Here is a 17,701-nt window from a genome sequence, read left to right as displayed (position 1 = left end):
CCTAAATTTCCCCTTTAATTTCTTAAAAATGCCTTCGGTCTTGAACCGGAAAGCGGGGCTCTAGCCCCCGCAATTCCTTATTCAAATTCGTTGGTCACGTCAAAAAACCTAACGACGATAAAGCACTCCTTTGTCGTCATTGATTTTTTGGTTGTGTCCTATGTTGTGACCAAAAAGGGATTTTTTAATGATTGATCTTGTGGCGGAACAAGTCAAGATAGAAGCCAAAATGCGGGACTTAGGGGCTGAACAGTTCCAAGCAACTTATCAAAAATGGTGTGACCAAGGTCGTGACTCAGAGAGCAAAAGTGTTCGTACAGCTTTGCTATCAGCGGTTGAACCTTTAGCAAAAGCCATTACTAATTTTCTCAAAGAGACTGAACGCAAAAAGGTAGGGCGTAAACATTCCACGGCACCTAAATTAAAACAATTTGAACCAAGCAAATTAGCTTATATAACGCTAAAGGCGACGCTTGATGGCTTTGTCCAAGAGCGCGAGCTACCTAAGCTTGCCATTCGTATTGGTGAGTATCTAGAGGCTGAGGAACGTTTTTATCATTTTTCCAAAAACCATAGCTCTATTGCTCATTTAGCACTCAAAAATCTTAACAAAGAAAGCTTGGACGGTGCTTATAGGCGTAATGCACTCAACCGGCTTATGCGTAGTAATCAAACGGAAGAAGAACAGAACGCTATACGCTGGACACAATCCGAAAAGTGTCTTGTAGGGATTAAACTCATAGAGCTTTTATGCTTGTCCACGGGCTTTCTAGAGGTTAATCAAGTTCGGCGGCACAAAAAAACCTATCGTGTTGTTATAGCGACTGAGCGTTTTTTAACATGGATAGCGAGTCTCAATACCCAATGCGAGATTATGCACCCCCATTATTTGCCTTGTGTCATTCCACCCAAAGACTGGACGTCTCTCAAAGGTGGTGGTTATCATACAGAGGCTTTAGCCTATCCTTTATCCCTTGTACGCACCCGCAGTCGTGCTCATAAGCGTTTACTCAAAAAGGCTGATCTTTCGCTCACCTATCGTGTGGTCAATGCTCTACAGCAAACACCATGGAAAGTTAATTCTCGTGTGCTAGAGGCCGCCCTTTACCTCTATGAACAAGGAAGCGGCTTGGCTGGTCTTCCAAGTGAAGATCTTTCCTTACCACCAAAGCCTTATGACATTGACACTAACGAAGTGAGTCGAAAGGCTTGGCGACAAGATGCGGCGCGTGTCTATGATTACAATTGTGTATTAGCGAGTCGTCGTATTCTAACCATTAAAACCTTAACAACGGCGCGCGACTTCACCTCCTATGAAGCCATTTACTTTCCCTATCATTTAGACTTTCGTGGTCGTGTCTATTCAGTTGTAACAGGTCTATCACCCCAAGGCACAGATCTTGCTAAAGGCCTTCTCACCTTTGCTAAGGGTGAAGCTATTGTAGAGCAAGAGGCTTGGGATTGGTTAGCCATTCATGGTGCTAATTGCTACGGCGCAGGTGATAGCAATTTTGAACAGAGGTTGACCTTTGCGCAAGAGCATAGCGCGCGTATATGTGCAATAGCAAAGGAGCCGTTAGACGACCTATGGTGGACAAAGGCTAAAAACCCCTTTTGCTTTTTGGCATGGTGTTTTGAATGGGCAAAGGGCGTAGAGGCGAAAGCTAAGGGCGAGGTATTCTATAGTAGTCTTCCTATTGCCATGGACGGCTCATGCAATGGTTTACAGCATTACGCCGCGATGTTAGGTGACCCCGTAGCGGGTGAAGCGGTCAACCTTGTTCCCTCTCAAAAGCCGCAAGACATTTACGAACGTGTAGCTTTATCGACTCGTGAACGTCTAAAGGAACTTATAGAGAACGGTACTGATGAGGAGCAAGCTTTAGCGCAACAATGGTTAAAGTTTGGTATTGACCGGAGTCTAACGAAACGCCCCGTTATGATCTTACCCTATGGCGGCACATTTGATGCTTGTCAAAAGTACGTTTATGAAGAGGTTTCTCAACGCGATAACCAGCTTGCAAAGAGCGGTAATGTTTTAGCCAAGGATAGTAAATGGATAGCTAAGCATATCTGGGAGGCGATAGATGATGTTGTTATTTCGGCTAGATTGGCTATGGCGTGGTTGCGCTCAATCGCCGCTATGGTTGCCAAGGACGGGCAAGCGGTACATTGGACAACGCCTACGGGCTTTCCCGTCTATCAATATTACCCTGCATTAAAGGTAAAACGTATAGAAACCGCGCTCTTTGGTACCGCCTATCACCCGAGAATTTATATAGAACAAGATAAGGAACTTAACAAAACGCGTCATGTCAACGGCGTAGCCCCTAACTTTGTTCATTCCTTAGACGCTAGCGCGCTTTTCTTCACGGTTGATGAGGCTGTCAAGGCGGGGATAGAGGCTTTCGCTATGGTGCATGATAGTTATGGCACTCACGCCGCACATGCCCCGCAATTGGCACGCCTTTTGCGCCAAGCCTTTATCAAACTTTATCAAGGCCAAGACGTCTTAACCAACTTCAAACAGGAAGTCATTCCTATAGAGCGTCAAGACGAGGTAGCAGAGCCCCCCTTTATAGGCGGTCTAGAGCTTAAGGCGATCGCTCAAAGCCCCTACTTTTTTGCTTAATTTTAATTACCCTACCCTTAAGGAAGAAAGAAAGATATTCTGATGCAATCAAAACATTTATTTACGCTCCACTTTGGCGCCCTGCATGACGACATTATCGTCGAGGGTGGAACCTTTGTTCGCAGAGACTTAACCCACAAACAATTCTCACGTCTTCGTAAAATTCTCATCAACATTGCGCTTTCACAAAAGCTTATTGGAAAGAAGTCAAAATGAACCGTGACCTTTTACATTCTCTATCACCCCAAACTGTCGGACAAGCAAGCCTTAAGCAACTCAAAGAAACTGATACATCTCCAAAAGAAATCCAAGCAACCGCCTTTGCAATTACCCTTCTAAGCTATTGCCGCAAGAAGAGAATAGAGGTTGGCGATGTGTTCACCGTAGCTAATAACATTCTTTATTCCAAAGAAGCTGAACAGGCACCGGCTTTGCGCGCTCTTCACAATTACATGCAATTCGAATTTTAGGAACTTTACTCATGGCAAACACCACACAAGATAGACCACGGCTTAGACTCAACACACCAAAAGGCCTTTTAAAATACCCCCACCTTAGCGAGGTGGACTATGGCACACAAGCCTTTCCCAATAAAGAAGGCTCTTACAACACACGGCTTATTTTAAAGGCACAAGCCCCAACGACCCAAGCCTTTATAGAAAAGCTAGATGCCTTCATGGAGCAAGCCAAACAATGGGCAGAAGAGCAATTAGAGCAGTTACCGGTAAAAACCCGCAAAGATATTGAGCGAGGCGGCGGCCTTAAGGCACAAGCCCCTTATTCAGAGCTCTACGATGATACAACAGAAGAGCCCCTAGGTGAGATTGAATTCCGTTTCAAGAAGAAAGCAAGCGGCGTAGGTAAAGACAGCAAAACTTGGCAATCGTCACCCCCGCCGCTCTTTGACGCCTCTACACCCCCTAAAAGGATTGATAAGAAACTAGAAATCTGGAGCGGAAGTCAAGCGATTATTAACGCTGATTATCTTCCTTATTTGGTTGCCTCTTCTGGAACATATGGGTTAACCGCGCGCTTGAACGCTGTACAAATTATAGAGCTTGTCAATCGCGAGGGCGGTCAAAATGCTCAATCTTACGGCTTTAGTGGCAATGACGAAGGGTATTGCTTTGCGGGCGAGAACGAAGACACGACGTCCTTTGATCAGAGCGAAAGTAGTCGAGCTGATGATGCTTGCGACGAAGACGCCGACTTCTAGAGCAAGGGGCATAAGGGCAGGATATCGTTCGGGGCTTGAAGAACTTGTAGCGCAACAATTGAAGCGTTTAGGAATTGACGGGGCTTATGAGAGCCTAAAAATTCCCTATACACCGCCAAGCAAATTGCGTCACTATACGCCCGACTTTATCTTGCCCAATGGGATTATCATAGAGACAAAGGGGCGCTTTATCACCGCTGATCGCCAAAAGCATAAATACATTAAAAGTGAACATAGCGCTCTTGATATTCGGTTTGTCTTCTCAAACGCTAAAACAAAATTGTCCAAAAGTTCCCCTACCACTTATGGCAAGTGGTGTGAACAACACGGCTTTCTCTATAGCGTTCGTTGTATTCCCAAAGATTGGCTCTTAGAGCCCCCTTGTCCACATCGTCTCAACGCCCTTTCCAGCATCAAATCATCCACGCTTACTTTGTGAGGTATTCATGAGTCGTTCAATTAGAACAGGTCAAAGCCAATGTTTGACCCAAAGCTAACCGCTTTCACCACCCTTATTATCATTACTGGACTGATCTTCTTATATGAGTCCACCTTATTTTGGAGCTATGTATGGAGTCTTTAGATGCAGAATTTGTCACCCACGAACCATGCCCAAACTGTGGCTCTAAGGATAATCTAGCGCGTTATACGGACGGTCACGGCTATTGCTTTGGTTGTCAATATTACGAGAAAGCCAAAGGCGTAAGCGCCCCCAGTCCTTATATAGGCCTTTGCGCTATGGGTGAGGCTAAGAGTATTTCTTCAAGGTGTTTAACAAAAGAGACTTGCGAGAAATGGCGCTACACCATATCAACCTATCAAGATAGGAAAGTACATATTGCTCATTATTGCGATGATATGGGGCGCCCTATTGCCCAAAAGCTACGCTTTGACGACAAGAGCTTTAAATTCTTAGGCGATACCAAAGCCGTTGGCCTTTATGGGCAACATTTATGGCGTGACGGTGGTAAGCGGGTGGTGATCACGGAAGGTGAACTTGACGCGCTTTCGGTTTCGCAAATCCAAAATCATAAATGGCCGGTTGTCTCTCTTCCAACGGGGGCGGCAGGGGCTAAACGGGCTCTACAAAAATCCTTTGAATGGCTTAATCGCTTTGAAGAAGTCGTATTGATGTTTGATAATGACGAGGCAGGACTACGGGCGGTTAGTCAATGTTCTACACTCCAGTTTCCGACAGGTAAGTTACGCGTTGCGCTCTTGCCACTCAAAGATGCAAACGAGATGCTCAAAGCCAAACGCCATAGCGAAGTGGTCGACGCCATTTTCGGGGCAAAACCCTATCGTCCTAAAGGGATTTCTTATGCTAATGAAGTAAAAGAACTTGTGAAACAATATGACACTAAGCAAGGCTTTACACTTCCTTATGAAGGCTTAATGGAAAAGACCCAAGGTATACGACTTGGGGAATTGTGGACATTCGCCGCTGGTACGGGGATTGGCAAATCCACTTTGGTACGTGAATGTGCTTATCATTTCCTAAAATCAGGTCACAGCGTAGGTATGCTCATGCTTGAAGAGAGTATGCAACGTACAGCACTTGCCATGGTTGGCTTAGCTATTGATAAGCCCACTCACCTTGTATGGAATGACCTTAGCGAAGACGAACGCAATAGAGGTATAGAAGCGGCACTAGATACGAGACGCCTTTGTTTTTATGAACATTTCGGCGTTACTGATCTTGATACGATTGTCGACAAAATTCGCTATATGGCGGTAGGTTGTGAGTGTCAATTTATTATCCTTGATCACTTATCATTTTTGGTTTCCGGCTCAATGGAAAATGACGAGCGTCGTCTTATAGATCACATCATGGCTACGTTAGAAAAACTAACGCAAGAACTTAAAATAGGTCTTCTTTTGGTTTCTCATTTAAAACGTATTGGCGGCGATAAAGGCCATGAAAACGGCGCCGAAATCTCTTTATCTCATTTACGCGGCTCAGCAACCATTGCCAATTATTCAGATTATGTCATTGGCCTAGAACGCAATACGCAATCCGAAGATAAAAACTGCACAACGTTACGTGTTCTCAAAAGCCGCCACACCGGTGACACAGGCTTTGCGGGTCACTTGGTTTATACGCCACAAACGGGGCGCTTACAGGATGCACCAAACATTTTCTCACCAACATTAGAACAAGAGGAGGCCTTATCTCCTTTTTAGGAGCTTATATGGAACTTATCTTTGATATCGAAACCGACGGCCTTTTGCCTAAGGTGAGTAAAATACATTGCCTTGTTATTAAGGATCTTAAAACAGGGCAAATATCTTCTTTTACACAAGAGACTATGGAGCAAGGTATAGCGCTCTTAAGCCAAGCAGAACGCCTTATTGGCCATAATATTATTGGCTTTGACCTTCCCGTCATTCAAAAGCTCTATCCAAAGTTTGAAGCAAAGGGCGCGCTTATTGACACCTTAGTCTTTGCGCGTCTTATTTGGCCGCAAATTAGCGATATAGATCATAATCTCATCAAAAAGGGGCGTTTGCCTTCCACCCTTCTTGGCCGCTATAGTCTAGAGGCTTTCGGCTATCGTTTTGGTAACTATAAGGGCGATTATGCACAACTTATGCAAGCCAAAGGCCTTGACCCTTGGGCGGCCTATAGCGAAGACATGCGCCTTTATTGTGAACAAGATGTTGCACTCACCCACGTTCTTTATAAGCACTTGTTAGAAAAGAGTAAGGGGTGTGAGAAGGCCATAAGCTTAGAAATACAAGTAGCCAAAATCTTAGCGCGTCAAACTCAATGGGGGTTTGCCTTTGATAAGGCGCGCGCCCAACAATTCTATCTTGAACTTATAAGTGAGCGCGAGGCACTTAACGAAGACTTGCAGAAAACTTTTGGCATGTGGATAGAGCCCGACGGCGTACCCAAAGTTGCCAAACAAACCCACCGTTTTAAAGGACAACTCATTGCAGAAGGAGTCACATATCAAAAGATAAAATACTTACACTTCAATCCAAACTCCACACATCATATTGCCAATCGTCTACAGAAATTGTTTGGCTGGAAACCAAAAGCCTTTACCCCTTCGGGTAAACCACAATTGGACGAAACGATCTTGGCTAAATTGCCTTGGCCGCAAGTCAAGCAATTAGCGCGTTATATGATGTTATCCAAACGTATTGGTCAATTATACGAAGGAAACCAAGCATGGTTAAAACTTGAACAAAAGGGGCGTATTCATGGACGCGTCAATACATTAGGCGCAGTAACACGGCGTATGACCCACCAAAACCCTAATATGGCGCAAGTTCCAAATAGCGCCTCAGCGTTTGGCAAGGAATGCCGCGCGCTCTTTAGAGCAACAGAAGGCTTTGTGCTGGTTGGTTGTGATGCTGATGCCTTAGAGTTAAGGTGTTTAGCGGGCTATATGGCGCGCTATGATGAGGGCGCGTATATCCAAACGGTGCTATCAGGCGATAAAGCTCAAGGCACAGATATGCATTCGGTCAATGCCCGCGCTTTAGGGCTTGACCCAAAAGCCCTCTATAAGGTTGAGAGTAGAGAGGCATCAGGGCGCGATATTGCTAAAACGTGGTTTTATGCTTTCATCTATGGAGCGGGGGATTTAAAACTAGGCCTTATTATGGGGGCGAACGGTTCTGATAAGAAGATTGCCCAAAGCGGTAAAAGCTCACGTAACGCCTTTTTGGTAGCACTTCCCGCTTTAGGTCAATTGGTTAATGCAGTCAAAGAGCGTGTACAAAAACGCGGCTTTTTAAAAGCCATTGACGGCGGGCGCCTTTTGGTACGCTCTCAACATGGCGCTTTGAACACACTCCTCCAATCAGCAGGGGCTTTGTTCATGAAACAAGCCCTTGTCATTTTAGATCAAAATCTCAAACAAGCAGGACTTATCCCACGTAAAGATTATGAGTTTTGCGCCAATATCCATGATGAATGGCAAATTGATGTACGTCCACCCCACGTTGCCTTTGTTATGAAGGCGGCGCCCGACTCTATACGCTTGGCGGGTGAAGCGTTTAACTTTGCTTGCCCCTTAGCGGGTAACGCCGTTTCAGGTGAGACATGGGCGCACACGCACTAAGACAAAAAGATCTACGGCGCAATAAGGGCGGCGGGTTTCTTTATGTCATGACCAATCCAGCATGGCCGTATTATAGTAAAGTAGGACGCACGACCGATCTTTTATCGCGCTACCGCTCTTACCAAACGGCAAGCCCATACCGCGATTTCCTCCTTTATTATTATCGCTACTTTCAGAATATTTGGGCGGCAGAACGCCATTTTTTCCAAACATTCAAGCAATGTGAACGCCGCGGCGAATGGTTAGCCCTTCACCCCGACGACGCTTGCCTTTTGATTGATAGAGTCAAGGAGGAACACTTAGCTTAAGGAGAGACCCATTCGTACACAATTGCTTATTGACGGCGATTTATTCGCCTATCAAATTGCTTGCGTTCATCAAGAAACTTATAATTTTGGTGAAAGCACCGCCGTAGCGGTGGAGTTAGACGAGGCACGACGCCATTTTGACACGCTTATCGACGAGTTTTGTCAAACCTTAGGTGTCAAAGATGTTTTGATTGCTCTTTCAGATTATGAGAATTTTCGTAAAAATCTCAACCCGTCTTACAAAGCCAATCGTGACCCTAAGGCACGCCCCCTTCTTCTAGCCCCGCTTATTCAACATATAGAGCAAAATTATGCTCATAGCCGTTTGCCGCGCTTAGAAGCCGACGACGTTATGGGCTTACTCAGTACACAGCCAAATAGTCCTTACATAGTGGTCACACAAGATAAGGACTTAACGGGGGTTGCGTGTTGCTATTGGAACCCAAAGAAAGACAAAGCGCCAAGAGAGATTAGCAAGGAAGAGGCCGACGCCTTCTTCTATAGCCAAATTTTAAGTGGTGATAGTAGCGACGGCTATAAGGGCTGTCCAACGATTGGCGCCATAAAAGCCGCACAAATCGTAGAAAACCCGTTTCTATGGGCGTGTGAGACGTCTCTTATCCAATCAGGGAAAAACAAAGGCAAGGTCAAACAAACATGGACGAAAGTTCCATGTGACAATATTTGGCGCGCCATTGTTGCCCACTATGAACACCAAGGCCTTAAGGAAGAAGACGCCCTCCTTAACGCCCGTATGGCACGAATTTTGCGCCATGGAGAATATAACTTCAACACAAAGGAACCTATTTTATGGAAACCAAACCAAGGATCATAGCGCTTTATTCTTCCGCGCCCCAATCAGGTAAGACGACTATAGCCCAACATATAGCAAGGTGTCACGACTACCACCCCGCCTCTATAGCCGCGCCTCTTAAGAAATTTATCAACGATATTTTAACTACGGGCTATCATAGAGAGTCATTTAAAAATCTAGAGACGTATACTAAAGAGAAAGCCATTCCCGAATTAAGCGGCAAAAGCCCACGTGTTCTTATGCAATCCTTAGGGGTTGATTGGGGGCGTAACGTCATGGGTGAGGATTTTTGGCTTAACCTTTTCCTCCATAAATATAACCTGCTCCATTCTAAAGAGCTGTCTTCCGGTTTTCTTATTATTGATGATCTACGCTTTCCCAATGAATTTGAAGCGTTGAAAGAAAGAGGCGCCGTGTTTTGGAAAATTGTTCGAAAAGACGCACATCGCCCCAATGATCACAAAAGTGAAGGTCTATTAGATGCTTACAAATTTAATGAAACTATTCAAAACGACGAAGGAACAGAAGTCCTTTGCGCCCGAGCAAGCGAGCGGCTCAGTCAATACGCTTGAAGACGCAGTCAAGCGCGTTGATATCGCAAACTTCACCCCCGACCTTATGACGGTTGCTTATTTGATGAAGGTCTATCCACAACGCACCGCCGACATAAAATGGAGTGATCGTGAAATTTGGCTAAAAGTTGGTCAAAACCAATTGATCGACAAACTTATTCACCGCCTAAAAAAGAGTAGCTCAGTCAATACGCTTGACGAGGCAATCAAGCGCGTTGATATCGCAAACTTCACCCCCGACCTTATGACGGTTGTCTATTTAATGGAGATCTGTCCACACGACACCCCCGACATAAATTGGAGCGAGCGTGAGTTTTGGGCACACACTGGTCAACACCAATTAATCAACAAACTTATTCACCGCCTACAAAAGAACGGCTCTATATAAAAAGGAAATTAAGATGTGTATTTTTGGCTCATCAAACGATAAACCCGAACCCCAAGCACCACCACCAACCATTATCCCCCAAGCACCAAAGCCCCCCGACGCCCCACCCGACGCTTTAGAGATCAAGAAAGATCAAGGTTTAAAATCAAGGCGCAAGCGCAATCCTTTGCGTATTGATGTAGGCGCACCTATCCAGCCGTCTAAAACAGGGGTGAACATCTAATGGAAGGTCACGCCAAAACGCGTTATGAAGCCTTAGAAAAGGCACGCCAACCCTATTTAGATAGGGGGCGCAAATGTGCTAAACTCACCCTTCCCGCCCTTTTACCCCCCGAAGGTAGCCAAGACGGCTCTCAAAACTTTACAACACCCGAACAATCAGTAGGAGCACGCGGCGTCAATAACATTGCCGCTAAACTTCTTATGGCGTTGTTCCCACCTTCTGCACCCTACCTAAAAATGGAAGTGGACGCCATGGAGGCGTTTAAACTCACCGAACAAACAGGGTCAAAGGATGAGATAGACAAGGCCTTTGCCCAATATGTACGCCGTATTATGACCGATTTTGAAAGCCGCGCTTTGCGTTCAGATTTTTACGAGGTGTTTCGTCACCTTGTCATAAGCGGTAATGCCGCCTTTTATCTTCCAGCAGAAGGGCGCGGACGGGTGTTTCGCCTTGATAAATATGTGTGTCAAAGAGACCCTGCAGGTAGCTTATTAGAATGGGTAGGCAAAGAAACCGTAGCCTATGCCGCCTTACCCGAAGACGTGCAAAAAACCATACCCCTATCCCATGAAGATACGACAGATAGTAAAGGGGCGCTACCAACCAAGCCTATTGATAAAACCGTAGATCTTTATACGCACGTGATACTCAATCAAGAGGGCACCTATACGGTGTATCAAGAGGCAAACGGTGTGGTGGTTGAAGATACGGTAGGCGAATATGAACCCGACGCCCTTCCGTTTCTTGTTTTGCGCTATAATAAAATTGACGGTGAGAGTTTTGGGCGTGGTTTGGTAGAGGAATATTTAGGCGATCTTCGTCATCTTGAGACTTTATCAAAATCCATGCGCGAATATGTAGCGATAGCCTCTAGGATCATTCCGCTTATCAATCCTAATGCTTCACTAGAGCCAAAGGATCTCACAGATGCACAAAATGGCGAGCCGGTAGTAGGGTCACGCGATGATGTAAGCTACCTCCAGCTAGAGCGTGATCACGACTTCCAAGCTGGACGGGTGATGATGAATGAGCTTCAACAACGCTTAGCTTTCGCCTTTTTGATGAACACCGCCATACAAAGGCAGGGCGAGCGGGTAACGGCTGAGGAAATTCGTTATATGGCGCGTGAACTTGAAGACACGCTAGGGGGTGTGTATTCGCTCTTGGCGCTTGATCTACAATTGCCCTTAGCCAAGGTACAAATCGCTCAACTTGAGTCCACAGGCGCGTTACCCGAACTACCCAAAAACATAGCTACGCCCAAAATTGTTACCGGTATGGACGCTTTAGGGCGGGGTAATGACCTATCAAATCTCATGCAGTTTCTCTCTATCATTGGCCAAAGTCCAGCGGTGGAAAGCTTGAAATGGGATCAAATCTCGTTGCGTGTTGCCAATGGCCTTAACATTGAAACCGACGGCTTAATCATGAGTGAACAAGAGCTCCAACAAAAACACCAACAAGAGATGATGAAACAAGCCATGCAAACTATGGGCGGCGCGGCCGTTAATCAAATGGGGCAATTAGCCCAACAACAAATGGAAACAGGACAATCTGAACAATGACAACAGAACAAGTAGAACTAAAACCGGAAAAAGCCCCCACGGGGAGTGACAAATCCAAAGACACTCAACCAAAGGTCAAAGTCTCTCTAGGCGAGGTAAAGGCCAAAGACGCGCCAAACCGTGAAGGCATATGGCGTGATGACGGACATAAGGACGGTTTAGCCGTCATAACACGTATAGGATAAACCATGGACACCCAAATAGAGTATGAAGAAGACGTACAAGATCAACCCGCAGATGTAGAAGGCGTTAGCGAGCAATCCCCTACTGAGGAAGTCTCATCTGATCAAGTATCAGAACAGGCAGAGGATATTGCAGAGCAAGCGGGGGTTGATGTTAGCGCGATTGAAACCCAGTGGTTAGAAGACGGTACAATCCCGCAAACAGAACTCAAGAAGCTAGAACAAATAGGCATCACACAGGACATGGTGCAAGAGTTCGTGCAATACCGTTATGAGAAAGCGAGAGAAGGTTTTAACGGCGTTATTGAGGATGTAGGCGGTCAAGAAAAACGTTTACAAAGATGAAGGATTGGGCGGCCAAGAATTGGGATGAAACCCAACTTGACGCCTATAATAAAGCGGTCAATAGCGGGGATAAAGGGCAAGTTGCCTTTGCAATTAAGGCTTTGAAGGCTGATTATGAAAAGCTCAATAAGCGCGCGCCCAAGCTTTTAAACGTTGCCAATCAACAAACCAAGGGCGGTATGATCTTTCAAAGTACGGAAGAGATTGTAGCGGCCAAAACTGACCCCCGCTATAAGAGTGACCCCGCCTATAGGCGTAAAATAACAGATGCTATTAAGCGTTCGGTTGAACATTTTGGCTAATGCGCACCCTTAACGAACTGATCATTCATTGTTCGGCGACAAGAGAGGGGCAGGATTTTAGCGCAAAAGACATTGATCTTTGGCATAGGCAAAGAGGCTTTAGGATGATTGGCTATCATTTTGTCATTCGTCTTGACGCTAGCATAGAGCTAGGCCGCCCCGTTGAGGACATAGGCGCTCACACAAGGGGTCATAACGCCAATTCCATTGGTATTTGTTATATTGGCGGCCTTGATGCAAAGGGGCAGCCCAAAGACACAAGAACAAAGGCGCAGAAAGAAGCACTGATAGACTGTGTGAGACGCCTTCTAAAAGCCTATCCCTCCATTACAAAAATAGCAGGTCACAATGAATATGCACAAAAAGCTTGTCCTAGCTTTGATGTGCAAAAAGACCCTTTAGGAGGCTTAATTCATGAAAAAACTTAGCAAAAGGCGCACCTCTAAACTGGTGCTCATTGGCAATTGTCTTCTAGCGTGGATGCTATGCTTTTATAGTGTGTATCATGGTGAAGGGGTTAGCATTGTTGCGACGACCTTAAGCTTTATTGGCGCGATTTATGGCGGCTATATGGGCGTTGGTCACCTTGATTATCGTCAAATAGATAAGGGGGGTGAATAATGCTCTCTAGCTTGCTTTGTCGTTTCCAAACACTGGTACTCATTATTCTTTGTCCTTTGTTGGGGTATGGTGTTGGCCATTATCTCACTATGCGCGCACAACTTGCCCAGTATCAAGAACAAAAAAAGGCATGGGTAGCGGCCATGGAACAACAACAAAAACAATTTTTAGAAGATGAGGAGAAGAAAAGCGCCTTTGAACAACGGGTAAAGGCCTTAGAAAATGAACTCAATCAATCCACGGCAAAGCATAATCTTTGCCTTAATACCACTCTTGTTGACCGGTTGCGCGGCTTATGGGACGAATAGTCTACCCCCGCTTCCCGCGGACGTTTTGACGTGTTTTACAAAAACCACCAAAGCGCCGCCTAAAGGCAGTATGGATCAACAACAAATTATCAATCTTATTATTCAATTAAGACGCTCTGAGCTTGCCAAAAGCGCTTGCGGACAGCGTCTTATCTCGTTTTACACAATCCTAGAAAAAGGTAAAAAATGACACAAAACTTTTCTATAAAAGACATGATTTCTCACCCAGGGCAACGCAATGCCCAAGGAGACGAATGGGCACTCTTTCGCACTGAGTTTATTACGGATGTTATGGCGCAGTACCATGCTCTTTGCCTATATCGCGAACGACATCAAGTTCGGCGTATTGAAAGGAGTAAATCCGCAACCTTTCCTTTAATTGGGGGCACAAAAGCAACGTATCTTGAAGCGGGCGCGTTTATTGAAGGACAAAAGTTCCAGCATAGCGATGTAACCATTCTTTTAGACAATCCAACAGCTGCAAACGTTTATCTTGCTGATTTTGAAGAAGACATGAGTCCAGTAGATTTTCGTGCTCACTATTCGCAGGAAATGGGAACCGCCCTTGCTACAATGTTTGATCAAAACGTAGCACGTGTAGCCGTTCAAGCCGCACGCGAAAAGTCCTACTTTGTAGGAGGTGACGGCGGCTCTATTATCAAAGGTGGTAAAGATGTTGCTACGGACGGTGAACTAATTAAGAACACCCTATTTAAGGCTATGGAGCTTTTTAACTACAAAAAAGTTCCACAAACAGAGCGCTTTTGCTTTGTCTCTCCTACCACCTACGCGGCCGCCGCCGCTACTACCGACCTTATTAATAAGAATTGGGGCGGCGAGGGCTCTCTTGCGCAAGGTAAGTTGGGTACGGTTGCTGGTATTACCATTATCAGTACCATTAATCTACCACAAGGAGATCAGAGAGCAGATAGTGATGTACTTCCACGCTATCGCGGTGATTTCTCTAAGACAGCGTTCCACCTTATGCATAGAGATGCCGTAGGTACGGTTATGCTTAAGGAAATGACCACCTCTATAGACTGGGTACCAACCAATCAATCTACACTTTTGACCGCGAAATATATGGCTGGTCACGGTATTTTGCGCCCCGAATGTGCAATTGAAGTCACCACAGAAGAGGCCGCTTAATCCACTCTCTTTCCATAGACAAAACGCGAAAGGCGTCCACGCTCAACCCGTGGACGTCTTTTATTTTAGATGAGGCACAATGCAAGACACCTATAGCGACCTAAAGCGCCAAGCGATCAACGAACTTTTAGCGACCATTGGCCAAGACCCTATCGAAACATTAGAAAACCTACCGCCCGCGGGTAATACAGCGCTCAACACCTTAGACAGAATAACAGAGGAACTCCAAGAGCAAGGCTATTGGTTTAATCTCTATCCAAATTATAGGCTTGAACCCAACACGGACGGAGAAATCCTTTTATCTGATACAATTATCAATATTAAAGAGAATGGCGGCCTTTATGCACGTCGTGAAGGCAAGCTCTATGACCTTTCGCGCCAATCCTTTTTGTTCAGCCAACCGGTGCAATGCACTGTGGTTTTACGCCTTTCATGGGATGATTTACCCCCCGAGGCGCGTCGTTACATTATCGCTTTGAGTGTTGAACAATTTGTCGAAGGCTTTCCAAGCGGGGCGGCTACAGCTACAGCGCGCGCGCGTTCCCTCCAAAGGGCAAAGACAGCCTTCACAAACGCACAGATCAAAGCGAGCGGCATCAACCTTCTTAATAACGCCTATATCAGTCAACAAATCACGAGGTAAGCATGAATGTTGAAGGCTCAAGCCCAAATATGCTTGGGGGCGTTTCGCGTCAACCAAGCGAAATTCGCTTTCCAGCCCAATTAGAAGAAAGTGTCAATCAGTTTCCAACAGCTAGCCGCGGCCTTACACCACGCAATCCAGCGCTTTTTATGAGTAAGGTCACTAATGTTCGCGTTGATAATAGCCATATCCACCTTATCAATCGTGATAAGCGGGAGCGCTATACGGCGTTCATTAGTAAAGAAGGTATCAAGGTTTATGATCTTGAAGGGCGCTCTTATAAAGTCAATGCACCCAAAGGTTATGCTTACCTTGATAGCCAATCGCCCACTGATTTAGAGGCACTTACGGTTCTTGATCACACCTTTATACTCAATAAAACCCGTGTGGTACGCACTTTGAGCGAAAAAACCCCGCCCCTCTCCAAAACGGCCTTAATCCATGTGGTACAGGGGGAGTATCATACGGAGTATATAGTTTATTTTGACGGAAAGTTTAGCGTATCTACTTCAAATGGAGGCGGTCCATATGAAACTGTAAAAGACGCAGAAAGGGAAGAGAGGGCCTCAAGGGCTAACGCTGTAGCGTCTAGATTGTATGACCAATTTACCTTTGTAAAAATCCAACCTTTTTTCAAGGCTTGGATATCAGATAATGTATTTGCGTTTTGGCGCAGAGACGGCGAAGATTTTACCGTAAGCACACAAGGCGCAACAGAAACTAAGTTTCGTGCTCATAAGGGCGTTACGCAGAAATACGAAGAGCTACCAAGACGCGCACCTAATGGCTTTTCCATTAAGGTTGCGGGGTCAAAGGATAGTGATTATGACGACTACTATGTGATCTTTGATCACCCCGAAGGCGCGGCGCTTGGACGGTGGAAAGAAACCGTAGGTGGTGACATTCCCTATAAGCTTGACCCAAGCACCATGCCCCACCTTTTGGTACGCGAAGCGAACGGGAGCTTCACATTCAAGCCCGCTGATTGGGAACCAAGGCGCGCAGGTGATCTCAAAACCAATCCTTGGCCGTCCTTTGTTGACAATACAATAGGCGGCCTTGTCTTTCTAAAAAACCGTCTTGGGTTCTTCTCAAAGGAAGCCGTCACCCTCTCACGCCATGAGTCCTATTTTGACTTCTTCAATGAGAGCGCGCGAACCTCTCTTGATACCGACCCAATAGATGTATCCATTGCCTATGCAGGGATTGCTGATATCCAACAAGCAGTACCCTTTGCTAACGGGTGCTTACTCTTCACCTCGTCTATTCCCTTCATGCTTGGCTCAGGAACAGAACCACTCACCCCAAGTACAGCGCGGATACAGCCGCTCTTTGCCAATCAAAGTTCAGCACTCGTCACACCGCTTTGCCTTGGTACCAAGCTTTATTTTGTCAATGATCTACCTTCGGGAAGTTTTGTCTATGAGTTTGCTTATGATTTAGAAAGCGGCGCAGGGCTTGCCTCCTCTATCACAGATCATGTGCAAGGCTATATTCCACGCAATGTTTTTCTTTTAGAAGGACACGAGGATTTAAAACTCCTAGCCCTTGTCTCTCAAGCAGAGCCAAACGCAATTTATATCTATAAATGGTTGTGGATTGGCCAAGAAAAGGTGCAATCTGCTTGGCAGAAGTGGACGATCAACGCGCCTATCATTGCCTTAAAATTCTTTGATGAAGACTTAGTCTTAGTCACCAAACAAGGCAATGGTATAGAACTTCTCAAAATCAATTGCCATGAGACATGGACTGATAAGAGGCCATTTGTTTTGCGTCTTGATCGCAGGGTAGAGCAAAACGGCACCTATGATAGCCAAGGGGATTTTACGTGTTTTGAATTGCCCTATCAAGCAGAAGAGGCCGTAGCCTTTGCCGCTTGGCAAGACAATTACGGCTACCCGCTTGCTAAAGTCAAAGCGCAAGACAACCGCTTATACCTTGACGGGAACCTTTCGGGTAAGCCCGTTTACATTGGCTTTCCCTATGAGAGCTATGGTGTTTTATCAAAATTGCATTACCGCTCTACCAACAATCAAGGCGGCTATGGCAATGCTATTGCGGGTACGAGTGTTACCCTTGGTGCTTTGACCTTTGAGACGAGCGCAAGCGCGGGGTTAGATGTTGAACTTTTGCGCGCCTATCGCAAGCCTTACACCTATTGCTTTTCTGCTCAACTAAGCGGCACCAAAACCAGCACCTTTGGCCATGTGGTGCTTGGAGAGATCCAAAAGCCAATCTCTATCATGGCGCAAAGCGAAGATGTCACAATCAAATTTGGCCATAAAAGCCCCTATCCCTATAGCCTTCTTTCCTATCGTTGGACAGGAAAGGTATTTTCAATCATTAATTAGGAA

At 45.7% G+C, this 17,701-nt stretch carries 22 protein-coding genes; all 22 read left to right on the top strand.

Translation table 11 applies throughout. The features are described 5' to 3' along the window. The first annotated feature begins 187 nt into the window (after window positions 1-187). The gene (locus ACK28X_RS00410; RefSeq protein WP_412057744.1) at window positions 188-2,632 is read left to right on the top strand and encodes a DNA-directed RNA polymerase; all 2,445 of its coding nucleotides are present in this window, start codon (window positions 188-190) and stop codon (window positions 2,630-2,632) included. A 42-nt stretch (window positions 2,633-2,674) separates the two neighbouring features. Then, window positions 2,675-2,848 (top strand): hypothetical protein, encoded by a 174-nt coding sequence (locus tag ACK28X_RS00405; protein ID WP_412057743.1) that lies wholly within the window; start codon window positions 2,675-2,677, stop codon window positions 2,846-2,848. Further along, window positions 2,845-3,102 (top strand): hypothetical protein, encoded by a 258-nt coding sequence (locus ACK28X_RS00400; RefSeq protein WP_412057742.1) that lies wholly within the window; start codon window positions 2,845-2,847, stop codon window positions 3,100-3,102. The genes ACK28X_RS00405 and ACK28X_RS00400 overlap by 4 nt, the downstream gene beginning before the upstream one ends. A gap of 11 nt (window positions 3,103-3,113) precedes the next feature. After that, window positions 3,114-3,848 carry a hypothetical protein gene (locus tag ACK28X_RS00395; RefSeq protein WP_412057741.1) on the top strand — a complete coding sequence of 245 codons (735 nt, stop codon included), beginning with the start codon at window positions 3,114-3,116 and terminating at the stop codon, window positions 3,846-3,848. Then, a complete protein-coding gene (locus ACK28X_RS00390; protein ID WP_412057740.1) occupies window positions 3,817-4,287 on the top strand; it encodes a hypothetical protein in 471 nt (156 codons plus the stop codon). Before ACK28X_RS00395 ends, ACK28X_RS00390 begins: the two co-directional genes overlap by 32 nt. Before the next feature lie 131 nt (window positions 4,288-4,418). Continuing rightward, window positions 4,419-6,032: a DnaB-like helicase C-terminal domain-containing protein gene (locus tag ACK28X_RS00385; protein ID WP_412057739.1), complete on the top strand. Its 1,614-nt coding sequence runs from the start codon at window positions 4,419-4,421 to the stop codon at window positions 6,030-6,032. A gap of 8 nt (window positions 6,033-6,040) precedes the next feature. Beyond that, window positions 6,041-7,924, top strand: coding sequence for a DNA polymerase (locus ACK28X_RS00380; protein WP_412057738.1), 1,884 nt, complete (start codon window positions 6,041-6,043; stop codon window positions 7,922-7,924). Then, the gene (locus ACK28X_RS00375) at window positions 7,906-8,232 is read left to right on the top strand and encodes a GIY-YIG nuclease family protein (protein WP_412057737.1); all 327 of its coding nucleotides are present in this window, start codon (window positions 7,906-7,908) and stop codon (window positions 8,230-8,232) included. Before ACK28X_RS00380 ends, ACK28X_RS00375 begins: the two co-directional genes overlap by 19 nt. 22 nt (window positions 8,233-8,254) lie before the next feature. Then, window positions 8,255-9,067 carry a hypothetical protein gene (locus ACK28X_RS00370; RefSeq protein WP_412057736.1) on the top strand — a complete coding sequence of 271 codons (813 nt, stop codon included), beginning with the start codon at window positions 8,255-8,257 and terminating at the stop codon, window positions 9,065-9,067. Next, window positions 9,043-9,618, top strand: a complete 576-nt coding sequence (locus ACK28X_RS00365) for a hypothetical protein (RefSeq protein ID WP_412057735.1) — start codon at window positions 9,043-9,045, stop codon at window positions 9,616-9,618. The genes ACK28X_RS00370 and ACK28X_RS00365 overlap by 25 nt, the downstream gene beginning before the upstream one ends. Next, entirely contained in the window at window positions 9,542-10,006 is a 465-nt protein-coding gene (locus tag ACK28X_RS00360) for a hypothetical protein (RefSeq protein WP_412057734.1), read from the top strand. Before ACK28X_RS00365 ends, ACK28X_RS00360 begins: the two co-directional genes overlap by 77 nt. A 13-nt stretch (window positions 10,007-10,019) precedes the next feature. Beyond that, on the top strand, window positions 10,020-10,229 hold the full coding sequence (locus ACK28X_RS00355; RefSeq protein ID WP_412057733.1) for a hypothetical protein: 210 nt from the start codon (window positions 10,020-10,022) through the stop codon (window positions 10,227-10,229). Further along, window positions 10,229-11,797: a portal protein gene (locus ACK28X_RS00350; protein WP_412057732.1), complete on the top strand. Its 1,569-nt coding sequence runs from the start codon at window positions 10,229-10,231 to the stop codon at window positions 11,795-11,797. Before ACK28X_RS00355 ends, ACK28X_RS00350 begins: the two co-directional genes overlap by 1 nt. Next, the gene (locus ACK28X_RS00345; RefSeq protein WP_412057731.1) at window positions 11,794-11,982 is read left to right on the top strand and encodes a hypothetical protein; all 189 of its coding nucleotides are present in this window, start codon (window positions 11,794-11,796) and stop codon (window positions 11,980-11,982) included. The genes ACK28X_RS00350 and ACK28X_RS00345 overlap by 4 nt, the downstream gene beginning before the upstream one ends. Window positions 11,983-11,985: 3 nt before the next feature. Next, window positions 11,986-12,324: a hypothetical protein gene (locus ACK28X_RS00340; RefSeq protein ID WP_412057730.1), complete on the top strand. Its 339-nt coding sequence runs from the start codon at window positions 11,986-11,988 to the stop codon at window positions 12,322-12,324. Continuing rightward, complete coding sequence (locus ACK28X_RS00335) at window positions 12,321-12,626, top strand: capsid assembly protein (RefSeq protein ID WP_412057729.1); 306 nt, start codon at window positions 12,321-12,323, stop codon at window positions 12,624-12,626. Before ACK28X_RS00340 ends, ACK28X_RS00335 begins: the two co-directional genes overlap by 4 nt. Next, window positions 12,626-13,054 (top strand): N-acetylmuramoyl-L-alanine amidase, encoded by a 429-nt coding sequence (locus tag ACK28X_RS00330; protein ID WP_412057728.1) that lies wholly within the window; start codon window positions 12,626-12,628, stop codon window positions 13,052-13,054. Before ACK28X_RS00335 ends, ACK28X_RS00330 begins: the two co-directional genes overlap by 1 nt. Next, entirely contained in the window at window positions 13,041-13,247 is a 207-nt protein-coding gene (locus ACK28X_RS00325) for a hypothetical protein (protein WP_412057727.1), read from the top strand. Before ACK28X_RS00330 ends, ACK28X_RS00325 begins: the two co-directional genes overlap by 14 nt. Then, on the top strand, window positions 13,247-13,555 hold the full coding sequence (locus tag ACK28X_RS00320; RefSeq protein WP_412057726.1) for a hypothetical protein: 309 nt from the start codon (window positions 13,247-13,249) through the stop codon (window positions 13,553-13,555). The genes ACK28X_RS00325 and ACK28X_RS00320 overlap by 1 nt, the downstream gene beginning before the upstream one ends. Window positions 13,556-13,741: 186 nt before the next feature. After that, the gene (locus ACK28X_RS00315; protein WP_412057725.1) at window positions 13,742-14,704 is read left to right on the top strand and encodes a phage capsid protein; all 963 of its coding nucleotides are present in this window, start codon (window positions 13,742-13,744) and stop codon (window positions 14,702-14,704) included. 79 nt (window positions 14,705-14,783) lie between these two features. Next, on the top strand, window positions 14,784-15,347 hold the full coding sequence (locus ACK28X_RS00310) for a hypothetical protein (RefSeq protein ID WP_412057724.1): 564 nt from the start codon (window positions 14,784-14,786) through the stop codon (window positions 15,345-15,347). A gap of 2 nt (window positions 15,348-15,349) precedes the next feature. Further along, complete coding sequence (locus tag ACK28X_RS00305) at window positions 15,350-17,698, top strand: hypothetical protein (RefSeq protein ID WP_412057723.1); 2,349 nt, start codon at window positions 15,350-15,352, stop codon at window positions 17,696-17,698. The last annotated feature ends 3 nt before the right edge of the window (window positions 17,699-17,701 follow it).

This window comes from Bartonella sp. DGB2 (assembly GCF_046843095.1).
Classification (GTDB): Bacteria; Pseudomonadota; Alphaproteobacteria; order Rhizobiales; family Rhizobiaceae; genus Bartonella.
This window is presented reverse-complemented; position numbering and strand designations above follow the sequence as displayed.